Source organism: Burkholderia sp. Z1 (genome assembly GCF_014893795.1).
GTDB lineage: Bacteria > Pseudomonadota > Gammaproteobacteria > Burkholderiales > Burkholderiaceae > Burkholderia > Burkholderia theae.
On record NZ_JACFYL010000001.1, the window covers coordinates 1,658,156 to 1,680,924 of the forward strand.

General features: G+C 67.6%; 21 protein-coding genes. 10 read left to right on the forward strand and 11 right to left on the reverse strand.

Going from position 1 to position 22,769, the window contains the following annotated elements:
- Nucleotides 1-360 precede the first annotated feature (360 nt).
- A complete protein-coding gene (locus tag H3H55_RS07655; RefSeq protein ID WP_193098202.1) occupies nucleotides 361-2,013 on the forward strand; it encodes a methyl-accepting chemotaxis protein in 1,653 nt (550 codons plus the stop codon).
- Nucleotides 2,014-2,240: 227 nt separating this feature from the next.
- The gene (locus H3H55_RS07660) at nucleotides 2,241-3,233 is read left to right on the forward strand and encodes an EpsG family protein (RefSeq protein WP_193098203.1); all 993 of its coding nucleotides are present in this window, start codon (nucleotides 2,241-2,243) and stop codon (nucleotides 3,231-3,233) included.
- 36 nt (nucleotides 3,234-3,269) lie between these two features.
- On the opposite strand, the gene H3H55_RS07665 is transcribed toward H3H55_RS07660, so the two are convergent.
- Genes H3H55_RS07665 through H3H55_RS07680 form a run of 4 tightly spaced genes read right to left on the reverse strand, consistent with a single transcriptional unit; the run spans nucleotide 3,270 to nucleotide 8,140 of the window.
- Nucleotides 3,270-4,145, reverse strand: coding sequence for an HlyD family secretion protein (locus tag H3H55_RS07665; RefSeq protein WP_014897260.1), 876 nt, complete (start codon nucleotides 4,143-4,145; stop codon nucleotides 3,270-3,272).
- A gap of 12 nt (nucleotides 4,146-4,157) precedes the next feature.
- Entirely contained in the window at nucleotides 4,158-4,361 is a 204-nt protein-coding gene (locus H3H55_RS07670; RefSeq protein ID WP_048244099.1) for a DUF1656 domain-containing protein, read from the reverse strand.
- Nucleotides 4,358-6,562, reverse strand: a complete 2,205-nt coding sequence (locus tag H3H55_RS07675; RefSeq protein WP_193098204.1) for an FUSC family protein — start codon at nucleotides 6,560-6,562, stop codon at nucleotides 4,358-4,360. The genes H3H55_RS07670 and H3H55_RS07675 overlap by 4 nt, the downstream gene beginning before the upstream one ends.
- 15 nt (nucleotides 6,563-6,577) lie before the next feature.
- Entirely contained in the window at nucleotides 6,578-8,140 is a 1,563-nt protein-coding gene (locus H3H55_RS07680; protein WP_193098205.1) for an efflux transporter outer membrane subunit, read from the reverse strand.
- A 157-nt stretch (nucleotides 8,141-8,297) separates the two neighbouring features.
- Here H3H55_RS07680 and H3H55_RS07685 point away from each other — a divergent pair, with 157 nt between their 5' ends.
- Together H3H55_RS07685 and H3H55_RS07690 are read left to right on the forward strand one after the other, a co-directional pair.
- The gene (locus tag H3H55_RS07685; RefSeq protein ID WP_129514372.1) at nucleotides 8,298-9,239 is read left to right on the forward strand and encodes a LysR family transcriptional regulator; all 942 of its coding nucleotides are present in this window, start codon (nucleotides 8,298-8,300) and stop codon (nucleotides 9,237-9,239) included.
- A 117-nt stretch (nucleotides 9,240-9,356) separates the two neighbouring features.
- Complete coding sequence (locus tag H3H55_RS07690; RefSeq protein ID WP_164992006.1) at nucleotides 9,357-9,521, forward strand: hypothetical protein; 165 nt, start codon at nucleotides 9,357-9,359, stop codon at nucleotides 9,519-9,521.
- 59 nt (nucleotides 9,522-9,580) lie between these two features.
- On the opposite strand, the gene H3H55_RS07695 is transcribed toward H3H55_RS07690, so the two are convergent.
- Genes H3H55_RS07695 through wrbA form a run of 4 tightly spaced genes read right to left on the reverse strand, consistent with a single transcriptional unit; the run spans nucleotide 9,581 to nucleotide 12,877 of the window.
- Nucleotides 9,581-10,411 (reverse strand): metallophosphoesterase, encoded by an 831-nt coding sequence (locus H3H55_RS07695; RefSeq protein WP_193098206.1) that lies wholly within the window; start codon nucleotides 10,409-10,411, stop codon nucleotides 9,581-9,583.
- A gap of 25 nt (nucleotides 10,412-10,436) precedes the next feature.
- Nucleotides 10,437-11,858 carry an FAD-binding oxidoreductase gene (locus tag H3H55_RS07700; RefSeq protein WP_193098207.1) on the reverse strand — a complete coding sequence of 474 codons (1,422 nt, stop codon included), beginning with the start codon at nucleotides 11,856-11,858 and terminating at the stop codon, nucleotides 10,437-10,439.
- Between the two features lie 18 nt (nucleotides 11,859-11,876).
- Nucleotides 11,877-12,269, reverse strand: coding sequence for a DUF2069 domain-containing protein (locus H3H55_RS07705; protein ID WP_193098208.1), 393 nt, complete (start codon nucleotides 12,267-12,269; stop codon nucleotides 11,877-11,879).
- Entirely contained in the window at nucleotides 12,266-12,877 is a 612-nt protein-coding gene (wrbA, locus tag H3H55_RS07710; RefSeq protein ID WP_129514376.1) for an NAD(P)H:quinone oxidoreductase, read from the reverse strand. Before wrbA ends, H3H55_RS07705 begins: the two co-directional genes overlap by 4 nt.
- 144 nt (nucleotides 12,878-13,021) lie before the next feature.
- Here wrbA and H3H55_RS07715 point away from each other — a divergent pair, with 144 nt between their 5' ends.
- Nucleotides 13,022-14,353 (forward strand): YihY family inner membrane protein, encoded by a 1,332-nt coding sequence (locus H3H55_RS07715; RefSeq protein WP_193098209.1) that lies wholly within the window; start codon nucleotides 13,022-13,024, stop codon nucleotides 14,351-14,353.
- 16 nt (nucleotides 14,354-14,369) lie between these two features.
- Here H3H55_RS07715 and H3H55_RS07720 read toward each other — a convergent pair whose 3' ends face one another.
- Complete coding sequence (locus H3H55_RS07720) at nucleotides 14,370-14,687, reverse strand: Mpo1-like protein (protein WP_047900495.1); 318 nt, start codon at nucleotides 14,685-14,687, stop codon at nucleotides 14,370-14,372.
- Between the two features lie 164 nt (nucleotides 14,688-14,851).
- Between H3H55_RS07720 and H3H55_RS07725 the strand changes: the two genes are divergently transcribed.
- The 3 genes from H3H55_RS07725 to aroC all read left to right on the forward strand — a co-directional run bounded on the left by H3H55_RS07725 (nucleotide 14,852) and on the right by aroC (nucleotide 18,727).
- On the forward strand, nucleotides 14,852-15,307 hold the full coding sequence (locus H3H55_RS07725) for a CBS domain-containing protein (RefSeq protein ID WP_048244084.1): 456 nt from the start codon (nucleotides 14,852-14,854) through the stop codon (nucleotides 15,305-15,307).
- Between the two features lie 139 nt (nucleotides 15,308-15,446).
- A complete protein-coding gene (locus H3H55_RS07730) occupies nucleotides 15,447-17,381 on the forward strand; it encodes an MFS transporter (RefSeq protein WP_193098210.1) in 1,935 nt (644 codons plus the stop codon).
- Nucleotides 17,382-17,626: 245 nt separating this feature from the next.
- Nucleotides 17,627-18,727: a chorismate synthase gene (gene aroC / locus H3H55_RS07735; RefSeq protein ID WP_193098211.1), complete on the forward strand. Its 1,101-nt coding sequence runs from the start codon at nucleotides 17,627-17,629 to the stop codon at nucleotides 18,725-18,727.
- Between the two features lie 137 nt (nucleotides 18,728-18,864).
- Here the strand turns inward: aroC and H3H55_RS07740 are convergent, their stop codons facing one another.
- On the reverse strand, nucleotides 18,865-20,538 hold the full coding sequence (locus tag H3H55_RS07740) for an electron transfer flavoprotein-ubiquinone oxidoreductase (protein ID WP_193098212.1): 1,674 nt from the start codon (nucleotides 20,536-20,538) through the stop codon (nucleotides 18,865-18,867).
- 178 nt (nucleotides 20,539-20,716) lie between these two features.
- Between H3H55_RS07740 and H3H55_RS07745 the strand changes: the two genes are divergently transcribed.
- Nucleotides 20,717-21,493: an SDR family oxidoreductase gene (locus tag H3H55_RS07745; protein WP_048244077.1), complete on the forward strand. Its 777-nt coding sequence runs from the start codon at nucleotides 20,717-20,719 to the stop codon at nucleotides 21,491-21,493.
- A 32-nt stretch (nucleotides 21,494-21,525) separates the two neighbouring features.
- Nucleotides 21,526-21,966: an acyl-CoA thioesterase gene (locus tag H3H55_RS07750; protein ID WP_048244075.1), complete on the forward strand. Its 441-nt coding sequence runs from the start codon at nucleotides 21,526-21,528 to the stop codon at nucleotides 21,964-21,966.
- Between the two features lie 97 nt (nucleotides 21,967-22,063).
- Here H3H55_RS07750 and H3H55_RS07755 read toward each other — a convergent pair whose 3' ends face one another.
- The gene (locus tag H3H55_RS07755) at nucleotides 22,064-22,609 is read right to left on the reverse strand and encodes a LuxR C-terminal-related transcriptional regulator (protein ID WP_048244073.1); all 546 of its coding nucleotides are present in this window, start codon (nucleotides 22,607-22,609) and stop codon (nucleotides 22,064-22,066) included.
- Nucleotides 22,610-22,769 lie beyond the last annotated feature (160 nt).

The window sequence follows — 22,769 nt, forward strand, 5'->3', positions numbered from 1 at the left end:
GGCGCGTTTTGAATCGTTGCTGCGTCAAAGAAGTGTAATGTGGCGTATCGAGAATGTCAGGCCAAGTTTTATCGCGAATCGGACATTCATGTGACGGATCGGCCGGTGCCCGTTTTTTTGACCGGGTATAACGCTGGCGGCGCGTCCGCCCGTCCGCGGAGCCGCGCCGGGGCCCGGATGCGTGTATGACCGGACTCAAGAAACGGCGGTGGCGGCCGTAGATGAACCCAATGACAACAGGCGCGCCGCGCCCGGCACCGGCTACCCGCCGTGCGGGCGCAGGACGCGCGGCATGGCCAGCCGTCGCGGGAATGCCGGAACCGACCTATCCGGCAACGTGATCCATACGGGGATATATCGATGAAAGCAGCATCATTGCATCCGCAGCCAGGTGCGGCCGCCGGTCGCGCCGCACGGCGCACGCGAGCGGCGCGTCGCGAGCGCCGGCCGTGGACCGTCAAGTCGACCTTGCGCGCCGCATTCGCGATCCTGCTGGCCGGCACGCTCGCGATCGGCGTGTTTTCGCTGTGGCAGATCAGTCGGCTGAACGCGTCGATCGCGTCGGTCTACGAGCAGGGCCACGTCGCGAGCCGCGCGGCGCAGGAGGTCCGGGCCGAGCTGCTGAGGGCAAGCCGTGCACAGAAGATGCTGCTGACCGCCACCACCGCGAAGGAGCGCGACGAACTGGGCGCCGAGGTCGGCGCGGGGCTCGCGTCGATCGGGCAGGCGCTCGGCACGCTGCAGCGCTACGCCGATCCGGCCGATGCCGACGATTCGGCGCGGCTGCGCGCGTTCTCGACGGCGGTCGGCACGTGGAGCGCGCATCTGCGCGATTTCGTCGCGCTGGTGCGCGCGCAGCCGCTCGACCTGTCGCAGATGAACTGGCAGGTCGGCACGCAGGACGTGTCGCTGCTGGTCGAAACCGGCAAGCTCGAGAAACTCGTCGCCGACCTCGTGAAGACGCGCGGCGAGAAGTCGAAGGCGACGCTCGATGCGTCCGCCACCATCTTCTCGTCGTCGTTCGCGATGATCGCGGCGATGACGGCCGCGCTGATCGTGCTTGCGATCGTGATCGCCGAGCGCGTCGTGCGCCGCCTCGCGTCGCAGCTCGGCGGCGAGCCCGCGCATGCGAAGGCGATCGCCGCGGACATCGCGCGCGGCGACCTGACGCGACCGATCACGCTCGGCCGGCACGACCGCGACAGCATGGTGCGCGCACTGGCCGAGATGCAGACGGGGCTCGCGGCGACCGTCGGCGAGATCGCCGTCAGCGCCGAGGCCATCGCGGCCGCGTCCGGCGAGATCTCGACCGGCAATCTCGACCTGTCGCGGCGCACCGAGCAGCAGGCCGTCGCGCTCGAGCGCACCGCGGCCAGCATGGAGCAGCTCACGTCGACCGTGCGGCAGAACGCCGAGAATGCGCGTCAGGCGAGCACGCTCGCGGCCAATGCGTCGGCCGTCGCGGAGACGGGCGGTGAAGTCGTCGGGCGGGTGGTCGCGACGATGAGCGAGATCGACGACAGCGCGAAGAACATTCGCGACATCATCGGGACGATCGAGGGGATCGCGTTCCAGACCAACATTCTCGCGTTGAACGCGGCGGTCGAGGCCGCGCGCGCCGGCGAGCAGGGGCGCGGCTTCTCGGTGGTCGCGGGCGAGGTGCGCCTGCTCGCGCAGCGTGCGGCGACCGCGGCGAAGGAGATCCGCGCGCTGATCGGCGCGTCGGTCGAGCGTGTCGCGAACGGCGCGGCGCTCGCGCACGATGCGGGCCGTACGATGGGCGACGTCGTGCGCGCGGTCAAGCGCGTGACCGACATCATCGGCGAGATTTCCGCGGCATCGGACGAGCAGAGCGCCGGAATCGAAGAGATCGGCCGCGCGGTCACGCAGATGGACTCGGGCACCCAGCAGAACGCGGCACTCGTCGAACAGGCGGCTGCCGCGGCGAACGCGCTCGACGAGCAGGCGCAGGCATTGAAGTCGCTGGTCGGGCGCTTTCGCATCGCGGCCTGAGCGCCGCGCGGTCGCGGGCCGGCCGCCCGCGACGCGCGTTACCCGCCGGCTACCCGCCGATCGATGACAAAAATCGGCAATCGCGTGGCACGCAATCCCCTACAATGCGCATCCACACAAGTAGGGGCCAGAACCCGCCGCGCGCGCATCGACACCGATGCGTCAGCGCACCGAGCGGGTCATTCATAACAATGACAGTATCGATTTACCTGAGCGGATACCTGTGCATGCTGGTTTCCGCCGCGATCGGCATGCGCACGCGCATGGCCGCGTGGCGGTGGCTCGCGGCGGGCATCGCACCGGCCGCCGCGTTCGCCGTGCTGCGCGGCCGGACGGGCACCGACACGGCGATTTACCAGAACATCGTGGCCGGCATCTGGAGCGGCAACCTGAAGGTCGTGCCGCGCACGCTCGAGCCCGGCTTCGTGTGGCTCGTGCGCGCGCTCGAATGGGTCGGCCACGATCCGCGCATCGCGACGGCGATCCTGTCGCTGCTGATCGTCATCACGTGTGTCGTCGCGTTCGGGCGGACCGCCGAGGACGCGTGCGTGTTCGCCACGCTGATCTTTCCGCTGTTCTTCTACGACATGGCGATGAGCGGGCTGCGCTACGGTCTCGCGTTCTGCGCGGCCAAGATCGCGTCGGATGCCTGGTCGCACCGGCGGCGCGGCGCGTCGATCGCGCTGGCGGCCGCGGCGGCCAGCATGCATGTGTCGGTGGTGTTGCTCGTCGTGCTGCTGCAGGTCCGGCGTCTGCGGCTGCTGCGCTATGCGGGGCTGGCGGCCGCGATCGGTGGTGTGCTGTTCGCGATGCATCACGACGCGCTGCTCGCGAAGGTCGGCCTCTATGCGGCGTTCACGCCGCCGGCGCAGATGTCGGGCATCGCGCCGCTCGTGCTCGCGCTGCTGACGCTCGTGGCCGGCTGGGTGCTGCTCGCGCGCATGCCGCGTACGCTCGGGTTCCTGTTCGCTTGCGAGATCGCGAGCTTCGCGCTTGCGCGGGTCAGCTATGCGGGGCTGCGTTTCCAGTGGCTCGTGCTGTTCGCGATGAGCTGCCAGTTCGTGCCGCTGCAGCGCGTGCCGGGCATCCGGCGCCGCTACGTGATCGCCGCACTCGTCGTGATCGGCGCCATCGGCTTCGCGATGCGGTTGCGCAACATGCTCGGCGAATCCGGGATCGGCCCGTCGCCGTTCCTGCCTTACCGGTTCTTCTGGGAATGACGCAGCCGGGCGGGGCGCCACCCGGCCGTACCGCGCTTACGACTTCTTCTGCTTGTCCGGATCGATGATGACCGTGCAGGTCGTGCCCGCCGACAGCACCACGTCGGCCGGCACTTCGTCGATCCGGATGCGCACCGGCACGCGCTGCGCGAGCCGCACCCAGTTGAAGGTCGGGTTCACGTCCGCGACGAGGTCGCGGCTTTGCGGGTTGTCGCGATCGTAGATGCCGCGCGAGATGCTTTCGACATGGCCCTTCATCACGCCGCCGCTCATCAGCCGCATTTCGGCCGGCGCGCCGATCTTCACGCGCGGCAGCTTGGTTTCCTCGAAGTAGCCGTAGACCCAGAACGAATGGCTGTCGACGATCGCGAGCTTCGCCTGGCCGGCCACCGCGTAGTTGCCCTTGAACGTCTGCAGGTTCGTGATGTAACCGTCGACCGGCGCGACGACGCGCGTGCGCTCGAGATTGAGCTTCGCGGCGTCGAGCGCGGCGATCGCCTGCTGGTACTGCGCATCGGCGCTCGACGCGCTGTGCGCCGCGTTCTCGCGGTTTTCCTTCGACACGACGAGCGCATCGAGATCCGCGCGGCGGGCCGCATCGTCGCGGCGCATCTGCAGTTCCGCGCGGCGGGCGGCGACGGCCGCCTGGGCCTGCTCGACCGCGATCTGGTAGTGCGACGGGTCGATCTGCATGATCAGGTCGCCCTTTTTCACGAGCTGGTTGTCATGCACGGGCAGCTCGACGATCGCGCCCGACACGTCCGGCGCGACGTTGACGATCTCGGCGCGCACGCGCCCGTCGCGCGTCCACGGATCGTCCATGTAGTGCACCCACAGCGAGCGCCCGATCAGGATCGCGACGAGAAGGATGACGGCGGTCGCGACGAAGCCGAAGAGTTTTCTGAGAATCATGATGGTTCGGAATCAACGGTAAACGGCAAGACTCAGTCCGCCGCAAATGCAGACGAGAAGACAGGCCCGGAACAGCGACGGGTGCCAGACCACCCGGTAGAGTCCCGTATAGGCAAGCAGGCGGTCGACGGCCCAGGTCGCGAGCGCGCCCAGGACGAACATCAGCACCACCGTGGGCATGTAGGCATCGAGAATGGCGATTTCACGCGGCATCATGACGAGGCTCCAGGTTGGGGGCGCACGGGGCGGTTGCGGTAAAGCGGCTCGAGCGGCGATTCCGGATCGAGCAGCGCCGTGCGCACGAAATGAAGATGGCTCAGGATGCGCTGCAGCCGGTGGCGTTCGTCGCGCGTCGGTGCGAACACGTCGAGCGCCTGCCGGGTCGCGTCGATCGCCGCATTGGTCGCGGCGAGCGTCGCATCGAAGCGTGCGGCGCTCGGCTTCGAGAACAGCGTCGCCAGCGCGCCGCGCATCGTCTCGATCGCGCGACGCCACGGCATCGACGGCGCATAACGCGGGTCGGGCGGCAGCGCCGCCAGCTCGTGGCGCAGGTCGATCGCCGCATTGCCGGTTTCGAGCACCGCGAACATCCAGCGCAACGCGTCGCGCTGCACGTCGGGCTGGTCGGCCGACAGCGTGTGCGCCTGATACATCAGGTCGCGCGCACCACTCTCGAAACGCGTGCGCAATCCGGCGAGCCGCGCATGGCAGGCCGCGACGGCCTGGTGGCGCAGATCGGCGAACAGCCGCTTCTTGAGCCACGGCGCGGTCGGCGGGAACAGCACCGCGAACGCGATCGCCGAGACCAGCATCGACAGCACGAGCGCGAGCGCGTCGTTCATGAAGCTGGTCGGGTCGTAGTGCGTGATGTTGTCCGGGCCCGCGAGGAAGCTGAAGAAGATCAGGTAGCCCATCCCGTAGCCCGCGAGCTTCGGCTTCAACGTCATGAAGATGCCGATCGCGAGGAGCGGCGCGAGGGCGACGCACAGCAGCGGGAATCCGTCGATGTGCGGATAGATCCCGAACGTCAGCAGGAAGCCGGTACAGACGGCGAGCGCCGTCCCCATGCCCATCTGCGCGGACATCGCGGTCGGCCGCGGCGTCGACGACGCAAGCGCGCAGGTGGCCGCCGCCGTCAGCGTGAGCGTCACGCCGCTCGGCCAGGCTGTCTCGATCCAGAACCAGCCGAGCAGGAGGATCACGGTCGCGGTGCGGATCGCCGCGATCACCATCGCCGTCATGTTGGTGCGCGGCTCGTAGCGTTCGATCCAGCGCTCGCGTTCGTGCGTCGGCGTCGACAGCGACGCGTAGGTCGCCGCGTACTCGTGCAGGTCGGTGATGAAGCGGTACAGCAGTTCGGCGGCCGTGTCGAAGTCGAGCAGTGGAAAGTCCGGCTGCGTTTCGAGCGCCGCGCGCGTCGCGCGGATGCGGCGCGGCAGCGCATCGCGCCACGCGAGCAGCTGCTCGGCCGCATGCCCCGCGTCGGTCGACGTGCGTACGGGTTCGCCGCCCGGCGTCAGCAGCAGCGGCGCGATCTCGCGGAAGTACGGCTCGATCGCGTCGATCGCGGCCTGCGCACCGATCGCATGCAGCCGGTTCATCAACTGGTGCAGCGCATGGAAGCGGCTCGACGCGCTCATGAACTCGCTGTTCAGCCGCGCGAGGCGGCCGCTGCGCATCCGCGTGTCCGGATCCTCGAACACGGCCATGCTGCGCGCGGCTTCGAACCCGACCACGTCGGCGACGAAGCGCGTATGGATGGTTTCGATATGCGCGCGGTCGAGCTTGCCCGACAGCGCCGACGCGACGTAGTCGACGAAGCTGCCGAAGCGCTTGCGCACTGTCGTGCGCATCTGCTCGCCCGTGTACTGCGGAAATACGAGCGCGCTGACCACACCGGCCGACACGATCCCGACCATGATTTCGGCCACCCGCGTCAGCGCGCTCATGAACGCGCCGTCCGGGTGCTGCGAAGCGGGCAGCCCGATCAGCGCGGTCGTATAACCGGCCAGCAGGAAACCGTAGCTGCGGAAGTTGCGGTTGCGCGCGGCGCCGGCCGTGCACAGCGCGACCCACAGCGCGACCGCCAGCAGGAACAGCTGCGGCTGCTGCGGGAACAACCCGACGAACGTGAGCGTCGCGATGAGCCCGAAGATTGTGCCGGCGACGCGGTAGAAGCTCTTCGCGAGCACCGCGCCGCTTTGCGGCTGCATCACGATGAACACCGTCGTCATCGCCGTTTTCGGCGCGGGCAGGTCGAGCCGCATCGACACGCCGGTTGCGATGAACGCGGCGAGCAGCGCCTTGAACAGATAGAGCCACGCGGCGCCGTCGGTGCGGGCCCAGTCGCCGAACGCGGCGTACCAGGCCGCGAGCGGACCGCCGGCGTGCGTGGAAGCGGAGGATGAGGCTGACATGGCGGGCGCTCCGCGTTACCGTGCGGCCGGCACGTCGGACGCACCGGCGGTGGCGACCTGCGCGGGCCGGGCGACCGCGGCGGCGGGCTTTGCACCCGATGCGGCGGCCGCAGCGGGTTCGTCATTCGGAACGTCGCGGCCCGTCTCGACACCGCCACCGAGCGCGGCCATCAACTGCGCATGCGCGGCGAGGCGTTCCGCATCGATGCGGGCGGCCGTCTCCTGCGCGCGCAGCAACTGCTGTTGCGCGATCAGCACGTTCACGTAATCGGTCAGCCCGCGGCGGAAGCCTTCGCGCGACAGCTGGTAGCTGCGGTCGTTGGCGGCCACCGAGCGTGCGGCATCCTTCTTCTGCGTATCGAGCGAACGGATCCGCACGACCTGGTCGGCGATGTCCTTGAGCGCGCCGACGATCGTCTGGTTGTAGCGCTCGACCGCCTGGTCGTAACCGGCGTTCGCGGCGCCGAGCTGCGCGCGCAGCCGGCCGCCCTCGAAGATCGGCAGCGACAGCGCGGGGCCGGCCGTCCAGCCGCCGTTCATCGCGCGCAGGAAGTCGGTGAACGGCGCGGTCACGCCGAAGCCGCCGACCGTCGCGAGCAGGTCGATGTTCGGGTAGAACGACGCCTTCGCGACATCGATGCCGCGCGCCTGCGCGTCGACCGTCCAGCGCGCCGCGACCACGTCGGGGCGGCGGCCGAGCAGGTCGGCCGGCATGGCCGACGGCAGGCCGGCCGGCGCGTCGAGCGAGAGCTGCGGCCGCTTGATCGCGTCGCCTGCGCCCGGGCCCTTGCCGGCCAGCGCGGCGAGCTGGTGGCGCGCGAGCTGGATCGCTTCTTCATAGCTGTCGATCTGGCGTTCGTAGTCGGGCAGCGTCGATTCAGCCTGGCTCACTTCGAGCTGCGTGCCGAGGCCGGCCTTCAGCCGCTTGCGCGCGAGATCGGCGAGCGAGCGCTGGCGTTCGAAGGTTTCGTGCGCGAGGTCGAGCAGCGCATAGTTCATCGACATGCCGACATACGCGCGCACGACGTTGACTTCGAGCTCGAGCTTCGCCGCACGTGCGTCGGCGGCGGTCGCATGCGCGGTGTCGAGTGCGCGCTCGGTCGTGTTCTTGTCCTTGCCCCACAGGTCGAGGTGGTACGACAGGCCGAGCGTGCCCGTGTTGTTCCAGGTATCGGCGTTCGCGAGCGGGCCCGGGCCGTAGTACACGTTGTCGGGCCAGTGCTCGCGCATTAGTGACAGGTTGCCGTTGATCTGCGGCAGTTCGGCCGAGCGGGCGACACGCGCCATCGCCTGCGCTTCGCGCACCCGAGCCTCGGCGGCCGCGAGCGTCGGGTTGCTAGCCTGGGCGGCGGCGACCCACGTGTCGAGTTGCGGATCGCGGTACGCGCGCCACCAGTCGGCCGCGGGCCAGCCCGCGTCCCGGTCGGCCGCGCGGATGGCCGCGCCGGCGTCGAGCGCGTTCGCTTCGAGGCGAGCCGACTGCGGCTTGTTGTCGCCCATGCTCGCGCATCCGGCCATTATTAATGAGACTGCAAGAACCGCCAGTGCGAGCGTCCCTTTTGGTGCCGGAGACTGCACGATTTTCTCCCTTTCGGATATAGATGAGCCGGATGCGATTATATTTTTCAGTGATTCCTGAATAAATGGACAACGGTGCAAGTCATTTTTACGAATCCTGAGATAATATTTGTTCGCCTCTGTGCAACAATCCCTCCGGATTCAAACGGGTATTGGGATGGATACGTTACAAAACATGCGGGTATTCGTCCGTGTGGTCGACGCGGGAAGCTTTACCGCGGCCGCCCAGCAGATGAATTCGACCACCGCCTACGCGTCGCGCGCGGTCTCGGATCTCGAGGCGCACCTGCGCACGCGTCTCCTGAACCGCACGACGCGGCGGATCGCGCTGACTGAAGCCGGTGAGCGCTATCTGCAGCGTTGCGAGCAGATCCTCGCGTATGTCGACCAGGCCGAAGCCGAGGCGGGTGACGCGCACGCGCGGCCGTCGGGCAAGCTGAAGGTCCATTGCTTCACGAGCCTCGGCCAGCACTACCTGGTGCCGGCCATCGCGCGCTATCGCGAGCGCTATCCGGACGTGCACGTCGAGTTGACGCTCGCGCAGCGGATGCCCGATCTGCTCGACGAGGGGTACGACGTCGCGATCGTCGTCGGCCGCGACCTGCCCGATTCGGGGCTGGTGTCGCAGCGGCTCGGCGAGAGCTACAGCGTGGTGTGCGCATCGCCCGGCTACGTCGAGGCGCACGGCGTGCCGCTGCGGCCGGCGGATCTCGCGCAGCACGTGTGCCTCGGGATGGTCGCGCCGGGCTTTCACTACGACGAATGGGTGCTGGCCGGGCCGAACGGCGACGAGATCGTCCCGATCACGGCGCCGCCGTTTCGCGTGAACGTCGCCGAGGCGCTCGCGGTGGCCGTGCGGGAGGGGATGGGGGTCGGCGGGCTGCCGCTTTATTCGGCGATCGGCTGGCTGCGCAGCGGGCACATCGTGCGCGTGATGCCCGAGTACCGGTCGCACGTGATGAACATCTACGCGCTCTATCCGTCGCGCCAGTACCTCGACGCGAAAATTCGCACCTGGGTCGATTTCCTGCGCGACGAGCTGCCGTCCACGCTCGAAGCCGACGAAGCCGCGCTCGAGCAGTACACGCGTGCGACATGAGCGCGCGGTCGACCGCAATCTGACCAGATTTGTCCTTCACGCAACATTTTTTTACGAACGCGTGCCAGACAGTTTGATACTGTGGGAATTATCGAGATACGTCACACCGGAGTAGCAATGGATACGCACCTGATGATCGGCCTTGGCGTCCTGCTTGGCGCGGCAGCTGCCGCCGCGGCGACCCGCGACCTGCTGCGTGCGATGAAGGCGAAGGCGCGGATGAAGCCGGTGCCGGTGCGCGTGCGCGAGCCCCAGCACGGCGCGCGCCGTAACGATCGCTGATCGGGTCATATCAGCCCGGGTCGGAGCAGGCCGCGCAACGCGGCCGGGCGGGCCGGCGTTCAGCCGAGCTCGACGACCTTGTCCCACGCGAACGCGGTATTTTCCCGTTCGCCGGTGCGCCGGTGGATGTAGCCGCGCGGGTTGCACACCACGCGTGTGCCGCCGTCCGCAACGTAGTCGAATGACGTATGCGTGTGGCCGTGGAGCCACAGATCCACCGGCGGCCGCACCAGCTCCGCCATGTCCGTGACGAATCCCGCCGAAGCGAGGTCTTGCGCATAGCGTTCCGCCAGCGAACGCCGGTGCGGCGCATGATGGGTGACGACGATCGTCCTGCCCGCGAACGGCGCCGCGAGTTGCGCTTCCAGCCACGCGCGGCCTTGCCGATGCAGCGCGATCGCGTCGGACGGCGAGAAATCCCGTTCCGCGGCGCCCGGTGCCGCATGCAGCGCCGCGTCGTGCGGCCAGGTCACCTGGATCAATCCCTTGAAATCGAGCATCACGCGCAGCGCGGCGTCGATTGCATTGGCGATGCTGGCCTCGTCGGTGCCGAACAGTGAGAAATCGGCCCAGAGCGTCGTGCCGAGCACGCGGAAGCGCTGTTCGGGATCGACATAGACGCCGTTGTTCAGGTAATGCACGTTGTCGAGCGTATGCGCGGCGTCGCGCATCGCCGTCTCCAGCGCACCGAATTCCCCGTCGTAGTACTCGTGGTTGCCCGGCACGTAGATCACCGGCACGTCAGGGTCGAACGTCTCGGCGGCCCAGCGCAGCCCTTCCGCGTGATTGTGGATGTCGCCGGCCAGTACGACGAGATCCGCGTCGGCATGCGCGATGGTGTCGGGCTGGTTGCTTTCGAGATGCAGGTCGGACAGGACGCGGACTTTCACGGGCTTCGCTCCGGAGTGGGCGGGTTCAGCGCAGGACCTTGCCGGGGTTCATCAGGCCGCGCGGGTCCAGCGCGGTCTTCAGCGTGCGCATCAGCGTCGTTTCGACCGGCGACTTGTAGCGCTGCGCATCGTCGATCTTCAGTTGGCCGATGCCGTGCTCCGCGCTGATCGTGCCGTGGTGGCGATGCACGTTGTCGTAGACGATCCGGTTGATCGGCGCCTGGAACGCGGCAAGGAACGCCTTCGGATCGCCGCCTTCGGGCATCTGCACGTTGTAGTGCAGGTTGCCGTCGCCGAGATGGCCGAACGTGACCATCCGTGCGCCCGGCGCGGCCTGCTGGATCGCCGTGTCGGTCTCGTCGATGAAACGCGCGACCGACGAGATCGGCACCGCGATGTCGTGCTTGATGTTGAGCCCTTCGTCGGCCTGCGCGAGCGGGATGTGTTCGCGCAGGTCCCAGAACGCGCGCGACTGCGCGAGATTCTCCGCGACCACTGCATCGACCACGAGCCCGGCCTCGAACGCTTCTTCCATCAGTTTCTCGAACAGCGCGCGCGCATGGGCTTCGCTTTCGTTGTCGGACAGTTCGAGCAGCACTGTCTGCGCATGCGTCTGCGCGAACGGGTAGCGCAGTTGCGGGTAGTGCTTGCCGACCAACTGCATGCAGAAATCCGACATCAGCTCGAAGCCGGTCAGCAGCGGCCCGGCCGCGCGCTGCGCGAGCGCGAGGAAATCGAGCGCCGCGTGCGGCGATTCGAGCGCGGCCAGCGCCGTGACCTGCGCGGCCGGCAGCGGGTGCAGCTTCATCACGGCCGCCGTGATGATCCCGAGCGTGCCTTCCGCGCCGATGAACAGGTCGCGCAGGTCGTAACCCGTGTTGTCCTTGCGCAGTCCGCGCAGGCCGTCCCAGATCTCGCCCTGCGGCGTCACGACCTCGAGCCCGAGGCACAGCTCGCGCGCGTTGCCGTAGCGCAGCACCGCGGTGCCGCCCGCATTGGTCGACAGGTTGCCGCCGATCGTGCAGCTCCCCTCCGCCGCGAGGCTCAGCGCGAACAGCCGGCCGCCTTCGCGGGCGCGCGCCTGCACGTCGGCGAGGATCACGCCGGCTTCGACGGTGATCGTGTTGTTGTGCGGGTCGAGCGCACGCACGCGGTTCAGGCGCGCGACGCTCAGGACGGCCTGGCTGCCGCTCGCGTCGGGCGTTGCGCCCCCGGCGAGGCCCGTGTTGCCGCCTTGCGGCACGAGCGCGATGCCGTGCGCGTTGGCCAGCTTCACGAGCGCGGCGACTTCGGCCGTGTCGGCCGGCTTCAGCACCGCGCACGCGGCACCCTTGTAGCGGCGCCGCCAGTCGATCAGGAACGGTTCGGTATCGTGCGGGTCGGTCAGCACGTGGTCGGCGCCGATTGCGTCGCGGCACGCGGAAACAAAAGCTTCGGAAGACATCATTACCTTGTCGCGTAAGGGTCAGGACGCGGCGCGCGCTTTTTTCGTCGCGCGCTTGAACGGCGCGACGTACGCCAGCGCCGCCACGAAGAAGCCGACGGCGAGCGCGGTCTCGCACCAGCCGAGCGTGGCGGACGGCCCGCGATCGGACATGCCGCGCACGATGCCTTCGGCGAAATAAACGAGAATCAGCATGCTCGCCCACTGCATCGTATAGATGTTACGCCGCCAGACGCCGGGCAGCGCGAGCGCGAGCGGCACGGCCTTGAGCATCAGCGCGGAGCCGCCCGGGCGCAGCGGCGCGAGCCACAGCTCCCACGCGAGCGACAGCGCGATCAGCGCGACGAGGCACGCGGCGGCGGCCAGCGCATAACGCGGCCGGGCCGCGACGGCGGGGCGGGCGGGGGCGTTCATGCGGCCTCGGCGGCGGCGAGGGCGGCTGCCGCGCGCGCGAGCCGCACGCCGAGCGCGGCCGCGAGCGCCTTTTCGTCCGCTGACAGCCCGCCGGGCGCGTCGCGATCGTGCTGCGACACATGCGATGCGCCGTACGGCGTGCCGCCGGTGCGCGTCGTGCTGAGTGCGGATTCGGTGTACGGGATCCCGACGATCATCATCCCGTGATGCAGCAGCGGCAGCATCATCGACAGCAGCGTCGATTCCTGGCCGCCGTGCAGGCTGCCCGTCGACGTGAACACGCTCGCCGGCTTGCCGGTCAGTGCGCCCGACAGCCATTGCGGCGTCGTGCCGTCGAGGAAATACTTGAGCGAGGCGGCCATGTTGCCGAAGCGGGTCGGCGAGCCGAGCGCGAGGCCCGCGCATTCCTCGAGGTCGCGCAATTCCGCGTACGGCGGGCCGTCGGCGGGGATGTCGGGGGCGGTGCTTTCGCAGACGGTCGATACGGGCGGCACGGTGCGGATGCGCGCCTGCATGCCCGGCACGCTGTCGATGCCGTTCGCGATCGCGAGCGCGAGGTCGCGCGTGGCGCCGTGACGGCTGTAATAGAGGACGAGGATGTCTTTCATGGGCTACGGAGCCGCGTGCGGCCGCGCGCGTGCCCGGTGCAGTCGGCCCCTGCTGGATCGAGCGGCTATTATAGGGGCTGAAGCCGTCGCGCAGCGCGGCGGCGGCGCGCCATCAGGCGCGCGGTATCAGGAAGGAGAAGCCGTTTGCCGAAGTTGAGCGTCGATCTCGACACCTTCAAGCGCCTCGCGCAGTTCGCGGCCCGGCGCAGCGCCGAGGATCGCATCCCGCAAGTGGCGGGCAGCCTGACGTTCACGACGATGCTGGCGCTCGTGCCGCTCGTGACGGTCGCGTTCGCGCTGTTCACCGCGTTCCCGATGTTCGCGTCGTTCCAGATCTCGCTGCAGGGGTTCCTCGCGGATCACCTGATGCCCGCGCAGTTCAACGTCCAGATCTTCAAGTACCTGAACCAGTTCGCGTCGAAGGCCAAGGGGCTGACGACGGCCGGCCTGATCGTGCTCGTCGTCACGTCGGTGATGACGATGATGACGATCGAATCGGCGTTCAACCTGATCTGGCGGGTGCGCAAGCCACGGCCGTTCGCGCAGCGCGTGCTCGCGTACTGGGCGCTGATCACGCTTGGGCCCTTGCTGTTCGGCGTGAGCCTGTCGATCTCGTCGTACCTGTTCACGCAGTCGCTCGCGTTCACCGGCGCGGGGCCGTCCACGTCGATCGTCGAGTGGCTGCTCGCGCTCGCGTCGCTGCCGCTGACGGTGCTTGCGTTCACGCTGCTGTACGTGTACCTGCCGAACTGCACGGTCGCATGGCGCGACGCGGTGATCGGCGGGCTGTTCGCGGCCATCGCGTTCGAGTTCGCGAAGCGCGGCTTCGGCTACTACGTGCGGCGCATTCCGACCTATACGGCCGTCTACGGTGCGTTCGCGGCGCTGCCCGTGTTCCTGCTGTGGGTGTACCTGAGCTGGTTCATCGCGCTGCTCGGCGCGATGGTGGCCTCCGCGCTGCCGGCGATCCGCGTCGGCCAGTTCCACCGCATCCACTATCCGGGCAGCGACCTGCTCGACGCGCTCGAGCTGCTCGCCCGGCTGGCCGAGGCGCGCGCGGCCGGCAAGCGCGGTTACACGGCGATGCGGCTCGCGACCATGTTGCGGTGCGACATGGAAACCGCGCAGCGGTTGCTGACGACGATGGAAGAGCGGGAATGGATTGCGCGTCTCGACGGCGGCGGCGATGCCACGCCGCGCTTCATCCTGCTCGCGAACCCGGAAGAGCTGACGCTCGCGCAACTGTTCGACGTGCTGGTGATCGACCGCACGGAGCTGACCTACCAGCTGCAGCGGCGCCGCAGCCATGTCGACGGTGCGGCGCTGCTCGCGGTGCTGGCGAGCGACCGCTTCGACGTGTCGCTCGCGTCGCTGATCGCCGCGCACCGGCTCGCGGGCGCGCAGCCGGCGGGGATTCCCGGGCAGGCGCCGGACGGCGTGCCCGATCCGCACGCGCGGCCGCCGCGGCCCGCGTGAACGCGGTGCCCGGCAGTTACAGCGGAATCTTGCCGGTGCAGATGTCCTTGAACATCACCCAGTCGCCCATCAGGCTGTAGATCGGGTGCCGGAATGTGGCCGGGCGGTTCTTCTCGAAGAAGAAGTGCCCGACCCACGCGAACCCGTAGCCGCAGACCACCGCCGCCGGCAGCCACAGCCAGTGGCCCGTCGCGATCGCCATCGCGACGCAGCCGATCACGCCGAGCGAGCCGATGAAGTGCAGCCGCCGCGACGTCAGGTTCTGGTGTTCGTTCAGGTAATACGGGTAGAAATCGGCGAAGCTCGCGAATTGCTCCGAATGGGTATGCGCCATGGCCGTCTCCTCGGGCGGCTGTCGATGGGGTCATTGTGCGGCGGGCGGCCGGCATCCGCAAGCGGGGCGCGGCTGACCGCACCGGCCTGAGCTTTCCTTTTGACAGGCTTTCCGATAGGATCGAAAGAGGTTTTGCATTCGCATTCAAGCATGAGGGGACTAAGATGCGCGTCAGCGATATTCTGAAAGTGAAGGGCAACACGCTGTTTACGGTGACGCCCGATATGCCGCTGCGCGAAGCGGTCGATACGATGGCCGAGCACGACATCGGTTCGCTCGTCGTGATGGAGTACGGCGATCTCGTCGGGATGCTGACGTTCCGCGAGATCATCCTGCGCCTGCACACCAACGGCGGCGCGATCGGCGATGTGCAGGTGCGCAAGGTGATGGACGAGCCGCTCACGTGCACGCCGGAAACCGACGTCAACGAAGTGCGCCGGATGATGCTCGAGCGCCACGCGCGCTACATGCCCGTGCTCGACAAGAAGGTGCTGATGGGCGTCATCTCGTTCTACGACGTCGCGAAGACGGTCGTCGAGGCGCAGAGCTTCGAGAACCGGATGCTGAAGGCATACATCCGCGACTGGCCGGAATCGGAAGCCGAAGCGCACAAGCCGTGAACCATGCCGCGCCCGTCGCCGTGATGCGTGGGCGCCGCCATCCGGCCCGCGGCGGCGCAGGTTTGTCCTGCGCCGCCGTTTTTTCAACGACAACACAAGGCCCGCGCAGCTTCGCCGAGACGATGCACGCGTATTCCGCATGAGCGATCAAACGCAAGCCACTTCGGGGGAGCGTGCAGAACGGCGCGCCCACGCGTCACAGTTCGACCTGCTGCGCGAGCGCCGTTTCGCGCCGTTCTTCACGACCCAGTTCCTCGGCGCGCTGAACGACAACGTCTTCAAGATCGGCTTCACGTCGCTCGTCACGTATCACACCGCACGGTTCTCCGGCGTCGATGCGAAGACCGCCGCATTCCTGATTTCCGCCATTTTCATTTTGCCGTTCGTGCTGTTCTCGGCGACGTCCGGCCAGATCGCCGACAAATACGACAAGGCGACCCTCACGCGCTTCGTGAAGACCTTCGAGATCGCGCTGATGCTGGTCGGCGCGGCCGGTTTCGTCACGCACAGCGCGACCCTGCTGTATCTGTGCACGTTCATGATGGGGATGCACTCGACGCTGTTCGGGCCCGTCAAGTATTCGTACCTGCCGCAGCATCTCGCCGAGCATGAGCTGGTCGGCGGCAACGGTCTCGTCGAGATGGGCACGTTCATCGCGATCCTGATCGGCACGCTCATCGGCGGCGCGGCCGCCGGCATCGAAGGCAGCGGCGAGCGCGTGCTCGCGGTGAGCGTCGTCGTCATCGCGCTCGCGGGGCGGCTCGTCGCGCAGCGCGTGCCGTCCACGCCGGCGCCGCAGCCCGATCTCGTGATCAACTGGAATCCGGTCAGCGAGACCTGGCGCAACCTCGGGCTCGCGCGCCAGAACCGCACGGTGTTCCTGAGCCTGCTCGGCATCTCGTGGCTGTGGTTCGTCGGCGCGACGTTCCTCACGTCGTTCTTCAATTTCGCGAAGGACGTGCTGTCCGCGAGCCCCGACGTCGTCACGATCCTGCTCGCGACATTCTCGGTCGGCATCGGCCTCGGCTCGCTGCTGTGCGAGCGGCTGTCGCAGCGGCGCGTCGAGATCGGCCTGGTGCCGCTCGGCTCGATCGGCATCAGCGTGTTCGCGATCGAGCTGTATTTCGCGAGCCACGCGCTGCCGGCGCCCGGCCATCTGCTGTCGGTCGGCGAATTCCTGGCCGGCGCGCGCCACTGGCGCATCCTTGCGGACCTGTTCCTGCTGGCGATGTTCGGCGGCTTCTACAGCGTGCCGCTGTACGCGCTGATCCAGAGCCGCAGCGCGCCGACGCACCGCGCGCGGATCATCGCCGCGAACAACATCCTGAACGCGCTGTTCATGATCCTGTCGGCGTTGATGGCGATGGGGCTGACGAAGGCCGGCGTCGGCATTCCGGGCCTGTTCCTCGTCACCGCGTTGCTGAACGTCATCGTCGCGGCGTATATCTACCTGCTCGTGCCCGAATTCCTGCTGCGCTTCGTCGCGTGGGTGCTCGTGCACACCTTCTACCGGATTCGCCTCGTGCACGCGGAGCGGATTCCGGAAGAGGGCGGCGCGGTGCTCGTGTGCAACCACGTCAGCTACGTCGATGCGCTTGTGCTGGCCGCCGCGAGCCCGCGCCCGATCCGTTTCGTGATGGATCACCGGATCTTCAAGACGCGCTTCGCGAGCTGGGTGTTCCGGCATGCGAAGGCGATCCCGATCGCGCCGCGCCACGAGGATCCCGCGATGCTCGCGCGCGCGTACGACGCGTGCGAGGCCGCGCTGAAGGATGGCGAACTCGTGTGCATCTTCCCCGAGGGCAAGCTGACGAAGACGGGCGACATCAACACGTTCCACCACGGCATCACCGAGATCCTGACCCGCACGCCGGCACCGGTGATTCCGATGGCGCTGCGCGGGCTGTGGGGCAGCTATTTTTCACGGCATTCCGATGCGCGGATGCCGCGGCCCATCAAGCGCGGCGTGATGAGCCGCCTGACGCTGGCGGTCGGCGAACCGGTCCCGGCATCGGTCGCGACGCCCGAGGCGCTGCAGGCCGCGGTCACCGAGCTGCGCGGCGCGCGGAAGTAGGCGGGCGCCCGCCGGCGGCGCGCCGGGCAGGCTTCGGCCGCAACCGGGCCGGAACGGGCTTCCGGCCGTACCGTCCGGCCGTGCGTGCACGTCCCGTGCGCCCGGCCTGTGTGTCATGCGGCCCGCGCGCCCGGGACGGCTGGCATAATAGCGTCTTACCTTTTTTTCTCGACCGGCAAACGATCGACCTGCCTGCGGCCCGGGCAGCGCATCGGTTTGCCCATTTCTATTTGGGCGGTTCCATCATGTCCGGCAATACCCTCGGCACGCTTTTCACTGTCACGACCTTCGGCGAATCGCACGGTCCCGCGATCGGCTGCGTGATCGACGGCTGCCCGCCGGGGATGGGGCTGACCGAAGCCGACATCCAGGGCGAGCTGGATCGCCGCAAGCCCGGCACGTCGCGGCACGTGACGCAACGGCAGGAGGCCGACGAGGTCGAGATCCTGTCGGGCGTGTTCGAAGGCTTGACGACCGGCACGCCGATCGCGCTGCTGATCCGCAACACCGACCAGCGCAGCAAGGACTACGGCAACATCGTCGAGACGTTCCGCCCCGGCCACGCCGATTACACCTACTGGCAGAAATACGGCATCCGCGATTATCGCGGCGGCGGCCGTTCGTCCGCGCGCCTGACCGCACCGATCGTCGGCGCGGGCGCGGTCGCGAAGAAGTGGCTGCGCGAGCGCTTCGGCGTCGAGGTGCGCGGTTACATGAGCGGCCTCGGCGAGATCGACGTGCCGTTCGTCGACTGGTCACACGTGCGTGAGAATCCGTTCTTCTCGCCGAACGCGGCGGTCGTGCCGGAGCTCGAGGCCTACATGGATGCGCTGCGCAAGGACGGCGATTCGATCGGTGCGCGTATCGATGTCGTCGCGTCGGGTGTGCCGGTCGGCTGGGGCGAGCCCGTGTTCGATCGACTCGACGCGGACATCGCGAAGGCGATGATGAGCATCAACGCGGTGAAGGGCGTCGAGATCGGTGCGGGTTTCGGCAGCGTCGCGCAGCGCGGCTCGGTGCACGGCGACGAACTGACGCCGAGCGGCTTCGTCGGCAACCATTCGGGCGGCGTGCTGGGCGGGATCTCGACGGGGCAGGACATCACCGTGTCGATCGCGATCAAACCGACGTCGAGCATCCGCACGCCGCGCCGTTCGATCACGAAGGCCGGCGAACAGGCGACGGTGGAGACGTTCGGCCGCCACGATCCGTGCGTCGGCATTCGTGCGACGCCGATCGCCGAGTCGATGCTCGCGCTGGTGCTGATCGACCATGCGCTGCGCCATCGCGCGCAGTGCGGCGACGTCGAGACGCCGACGCCGAAGATTTCGGGCAGCGCGACCTGACGCAAGCGGGCGGGGCGCGGCTGCCCCGTCTAAGACCGTCGTGCGACGAATGCAAACGGGGCGCTGCTTGATGCAGCGCCCCGTTTCGTTTGCAGTGGCAAAAAAACGCGCCGCTCGCGGCGGCGCGTTCCGGCAGCTTACATATTCGGGTAATTCGGCCCGCCGCCGCCTTCCGGCGTGACCCACACGATGTTCTGCGTCGGGTCCTTGATGTCGCAGGTCTTGCAGTGCACGCAGTTCTGCGCGTTGATCACCAGCCGATCGCTGCCGTCGTCGTTCTTCATAAATTCGTACACCGCCGCCGGGCAGAACCGCGCCTCCGGCCCCGCGTACGTGCGCAGGTTCACGTTCACCGGCACGCTCGCATCCTTCAGCGTCAGGTGCGCCGGCTGGTTCTCCTCGTGGTTCGTGTTCGAGATGAACACCGACGACAGCCGGTCGAACGTCAGCTTGCCGTCCGGCTTCGGATACTCGATCGGCTCGCACTGCGACGCCGGCTTCAGCATCTCGTGGTCCGCATGCTGGTGATGCAGCGTCCACGGCACGTTGCCGCCCATCACCTTCTGCTCGATCCCCACCATCAGCGTGCCCAGGTACAGGCCCTTGGCCATCCACTGCTTGAAGTTGCGCGCGCGGTACAGCTCCGTGTACAGCCACGACTGCTTGAAGGCGTCCGGGTACGCGTTGAGTTCGTCGCTCTGACGGCCGGCCTGCAGCGCGTCGAACGCGGCGTCGGCGGCCAGCATGCCGGTCTTGATCGCCGCGTGGCTACCCTTGATCCGCGATGCGTTCAGGAAACCCGCGTCGTCGCCGATCAGCGCGCCGCCCGGGAACACCGTCTTCGGCAGCGACAGCAGCCCGCCCGCCGTGATCGCACGTGCGCCGTACGATACGCGCTTGCCACCTTCCAGGAACGCGCGGATCGACGGGTGCGTCTTGTAGCGCTGGAATTCCTCGAACGGCGACAGGTACGGGTTCGTGTAGCCGAGGCCCACCACGAAGCCGACCACGACCTGGTTGTTGTCCATGTGATACAGGAACGAGCCGCCGTAGGTATCGGACTTCAGCGGCCAGCCGGCCGTGTGGATCACGAGGCCGGGCTTGTGCTTGGCCGGGTCGATTTCCCACAGCTCCTTGATGCCGATCCCGTACGCCTGCGGCTCGGCGTTCGCGTCGAGCTTGAACTTCGAGATCAGCTGGCGGCCGAGGTGGCCGCGGCAGCCTTCGGCGAACAGCGTGTACTTCGCGTGCAGCTCCATGCCGAGCTGGAAGTTCTCGGTCGGCTCGCCGTCCTTGCCCACGCCCATGTTGCCGGTCGCGACACCCTTCACGGAGCCCTCGTCGTTATAGAGGATCTCGGCGGCCGGGAAGCCCGGGAAGATCTCGACGCCCAGCGCTTCGGCCTGCTGGCCGAGCCAGCGCGTGACGTTGCCCAGCGAAATGACGTAGTTGCCGTGGTTCTTGAAGTTCTCGGGCAGCGCCCAGTTCGGCGTCGTGACCGCGCTCTTCTCGGACAGGAACAGGAAGCGGTCTTCCGTCACCTCGACGTTCAGCGGCGCACCCTGTTCCTTCCAGTCGGGGAACAGCTCGGTGATCGCGCGCGGGTCCATCACCGCGCCCGACAGGATGTGCGCGCCGATCTCGGAACCCTTCTCGAGCACGCACACGCCGATCTCGGTGCCTTTCTCGGCGGCCAGCTGCTTGAGCCGGATCGCCGCCGACAGCCCGGCGGGGCCGCCGCCGACGATCACGACGTCGTATTCCATCGATTCGCGCGGGCCGTATTGCTCGATGAGGCTTGCGGGGGTCATTGGCGTTCCTCTAACCGTTAGAATGCTTTTATTCGGGAGCGTATTGTCTGCGAAACGAAACGCTTGCCGCAACAGCATGCGGCTAGATTAGCACGATCGTTCTATTTTTGTGCTACGGTAATGCCGCTCGGGCCGTGCTGCTCGTGGCGGCGAAATGACATCGAAAGGGGATGTGCAAATGGGTCGATCGATCAATCTGGAAGGCAAGGTTGCGCTGGTCACGGGCGCGTCGAGCGGCCTTGGGCAGCGCTTTGCGCAGGTACTGTCGCAGGCCGGTGCGAAGGTCGTGCTCGCAAGCCGCCGCGTCGAACGCCTGAAGGAGCTGCGTGCGGAAATCGAGGCGGCGGGCGGCGCCGCGCACGTCGTGTCGCTTGACGTCACCGACGTCCAGAGCATCAAGGCGGCGGTCGCGCACGCGGAGACGGAAGCCGGCACGATCGACATCCTCGTGAACAATTCGGGCGTCTCGACGATGCAGAAGCTCGTCGACGTGACGCCGGCCGATTTCGAGTTCGTGTTCGATACCAACACGCGCGGTGCATTTTTCGTCGCGCAGGAAGTCGCGAAGCGGATGATGATGCGCGCGAACGGCAACGGCAAGCCGCCGTACCGGATCATCAACATCGCGTCGGTGGCCGGGCTGCGCGCGTTCCCGCAGATCGGGCTGTATGCGATGAGCAAGTCCGCGGTCGTGCAGATGACGCGCGCGATGGCGCTCGAATGGGGGCGCCACGGGATCAACGTCAACGCGATCTGTCCGGGCTATATCGATACCGAAATCAATCATTACCTGTGGGAAACCGAGCAGGGCCAGAAGCTGCAGTCGATGCTGCCGCGCCGGCGCGTCGGCAAGCCGCAGGATCTCGACGGGCTGTTGTTGCTGCTCGCGGCCGACGAGTCGCAGTTCATCAATGGCTCGATTATCTCCGCCGACGACGGCTTCGGCCTCGCCTGAGCGGATGACATTCAGCAATAAAGAAGACTGCAATGAGTGCAACAAGCGATTATTCACCCGTATTTGAGATGTCGATGCCGATCCGCTGGGGCGACATGGACGCGTTCGGCCACGTGAACAACACGGTCTATTTCCGCTATATGGAGCAGGCGCGGATCTCGTGGTTCGAGGAGCTCGGCATTGCTGGCGGCAACGGCGAGGGGCAGGGGCCCGTGATCGTTACGGCGTCGATGGAGTTTCTCAAGCAACTGCACTATCCGGGCGACGTGATCGCGAAGATGTCGGCCGCGAAACCGGGCCGAAGCAGCTTCGACACCGGTTTCGAGCTCACGCGCGCGGACGATCCGCAGCACGTCTATGCGCGCGGCAAGGCGCGTTGTGTATGGGTCGACTACGCGCTCGGCAAGTCGGTGCCGCTGCCGCAACTGCTGCGCGACACGATCGAGCGCGCGCTCGCGACGAAGATCGGCTGAGCGTCGACAGGGTGGGGCCGGCGCCGGTCACGCCCCATCACCATGGTTTCCCGAATCGGCCGCTTGATGCGGCCGATTGTCATCCGGGAGCCGCCATTCAGTGCCCGAGCAGGCGCTGCAGCAACTCCGGCGTATTGTTCGTCCCGTATTTGCGCATCAGGCGTGCGCGGTAGATGTCGACTGTGCGCGAGCTGATGTCGAGCACGCGCCCGATCTGCTTGCTGGTCTTGCCGGTCGCGAGCTGCGCGGCGATCTCGCGTTCGCGCGGGGTCAGCTCGACGGCGACCCGGCGCGTCGCGCTCAAATCCTCGAAGGTCCAGACGCCGGCCGCGAGCGGCGCGGTGCGGTCGAGCGCGCGGCCCGTCACGTGGCACCAGAACAGCTCGCCGTCTGCCCGCTTCATGATTCTGTCATCCGAGTAGATGCCGTTCGCGGCCATCACGCGCGCGATACGCTCGCCGATTCGCTGGAATTCGTCCGTCGACGGGTAGAGCACCTCGTACGATTTCCCGATCAGGTCGGCCCGCGCGCAGCGGAAGATCGACGCGAGCGCGTCGTTGCAGTCCTCGATCACGCGATCGCGCGACAGGACGAGGCCGAGCGGCGCGAGGTGGAAGGCAGTCTGGTAATCGAGAGCGGGCATGGCGCAGGCAAGCGGAGGCAAACGCTTATGTATTTTTGCGTATTGTGCCGCATCCGCGCCGCATCGTACCCTTTCAGGCATCTCGCGGCGGTTTGCCGCGACATAAAAAAGCGCGCCTCGACGCAGGCATCGCCGTGCATGCATAGAATGATGCGGCGGG

Excerpts from the sequence above, each read along its gene's own strand:
- H3H55_RS07700 (WP_193098207.1), bottom strand. The coding sequence starts at position 11,858 with ATGATGTCTTCCGAAGCTTTTGTTTCCGCGTGCCGCGACGCAATCGGC.
- H3H55_RS07675 (WP_193098204.1), bottom strand. The coding sequence starts at position 6,562 with ATGTCAGCCTCATCCTCCGCTTCCACGCACGCCGGCGGTCCGCTCGCG.
- H3H55_RS07655 (WP_193098202.1), top strand. The coding sequence starts at position 361 with ATGAAAGCAGCATCATTGCATCCGCAGCCAGGTGCGGCCGCCGGTCGC.
- H3H55_RS07665 (WP_014897260.1), bottom strand. The coding sequence starts at position 4,145 with ATGATTCTCAGAAAACTCTTCGGCTTCGTCGCGACCGCCGTCATCCTT.
- H3H55_RS07705 (WP_193098208.1), bottom strand. The coding sequence starts at position 12,269 with ATGAACGCCCCCGCCCGCCCCGCCGTCGCGGCCCGGCCGCGTTATGCG.
- H3H55_RS07755 (WP_048244073.1), bottom strand. The coding sequence starts at position 22,609 with ATGCCCGCTCTCGATTACCAGACTGCCTTCCACCTCGCGCCGCTCGGC.
- H3H55_RS07730 (WP_193098210.1), top strand. The coding sequence starts at position 15,447 with ATGAGCGATCAAACGCAAGCCACTTCGGGGGAGCGTGCAGAACGGCGC.
- aroC (WP_193098211.1), top strand. The coding sequence starts at position 17,627 with ATGTCCGGCAATACCCTCGGCACGCTTTTCACTGTCACGACCTTCGGC.
- H3H55_RS07690 (WP_164992006.1), top strand. The coding sequence starts at position 9,357 with ATGGATACGCACCTGATGATCGGCCTTGGCGTCCTGCTTGGCGCGGCA.
- H3H55_RS07720 (WP_047900495.1), bottom strand. The coding sequence starts at position 14,687 with ATGGCGCATACCCATTCGGAGCAATTCGCGAGCTTCGCCGATTTCTAC.
- H3H55_RS07670 (WP_048244099.1), bottom strand. The coding sequence starts at position 4,361 with ATGATGCCGCGTGAAATCGCCATTCTCGATGCCTACATGCCCACGGTG.
- H3H55_RS07750 (WP_048244075.1), top strand. The coding sequence starts at position 21,526 with ATGAGTGCAACAAGCGATTATTCACCCGTATTTGAGATGTCGATGCCG.
- H3H55_RS07685 (WP_129514372.1), top strand. The coding sequence starts at position 8,298 with ATGGATACGTTACAAAACATGCGGGTATTCGTCCGTGTGGTCGACGCG.
- wrbA (WP_129514376.1), bottom strand. The coding sequence starts at position 12,877 with ATGAAAGACATCCTCGTCCTCTATTACAGCCGTCACGGCGCCACGCGC.
- H3H55_RS07740 (WP_193098212.1), bottom strand. The coding sequence starts at position 20,538 with ATGACCCCCGCAAGCCTCATCGAGCAATACGGCCCGCGCGAATCGATG.
- H3H55_RS07725 (WP_048244084.1), top strand. The coding sequence starts at position 14,852 with ATGCGCGTCAGCGATATTCTGAAAGTGAAGGGCAACACGCTGTTTACG.
- H3H55_RS07745 (WP_048244077.1), top strand. The coding sequence starts at position 20,717 with ATGGGTCGATCGATCAATCTGGAAGGCAAGGTTGCGCTGGTCACGGGC.
- H3H55_RS07660 (WP_193098203.1), top strand. The coding sequence starts at position 2,241 with ATGCTGGTTTCCGCCGCGATCGGCATGCGCACGCGCATGGCCGCGTGG.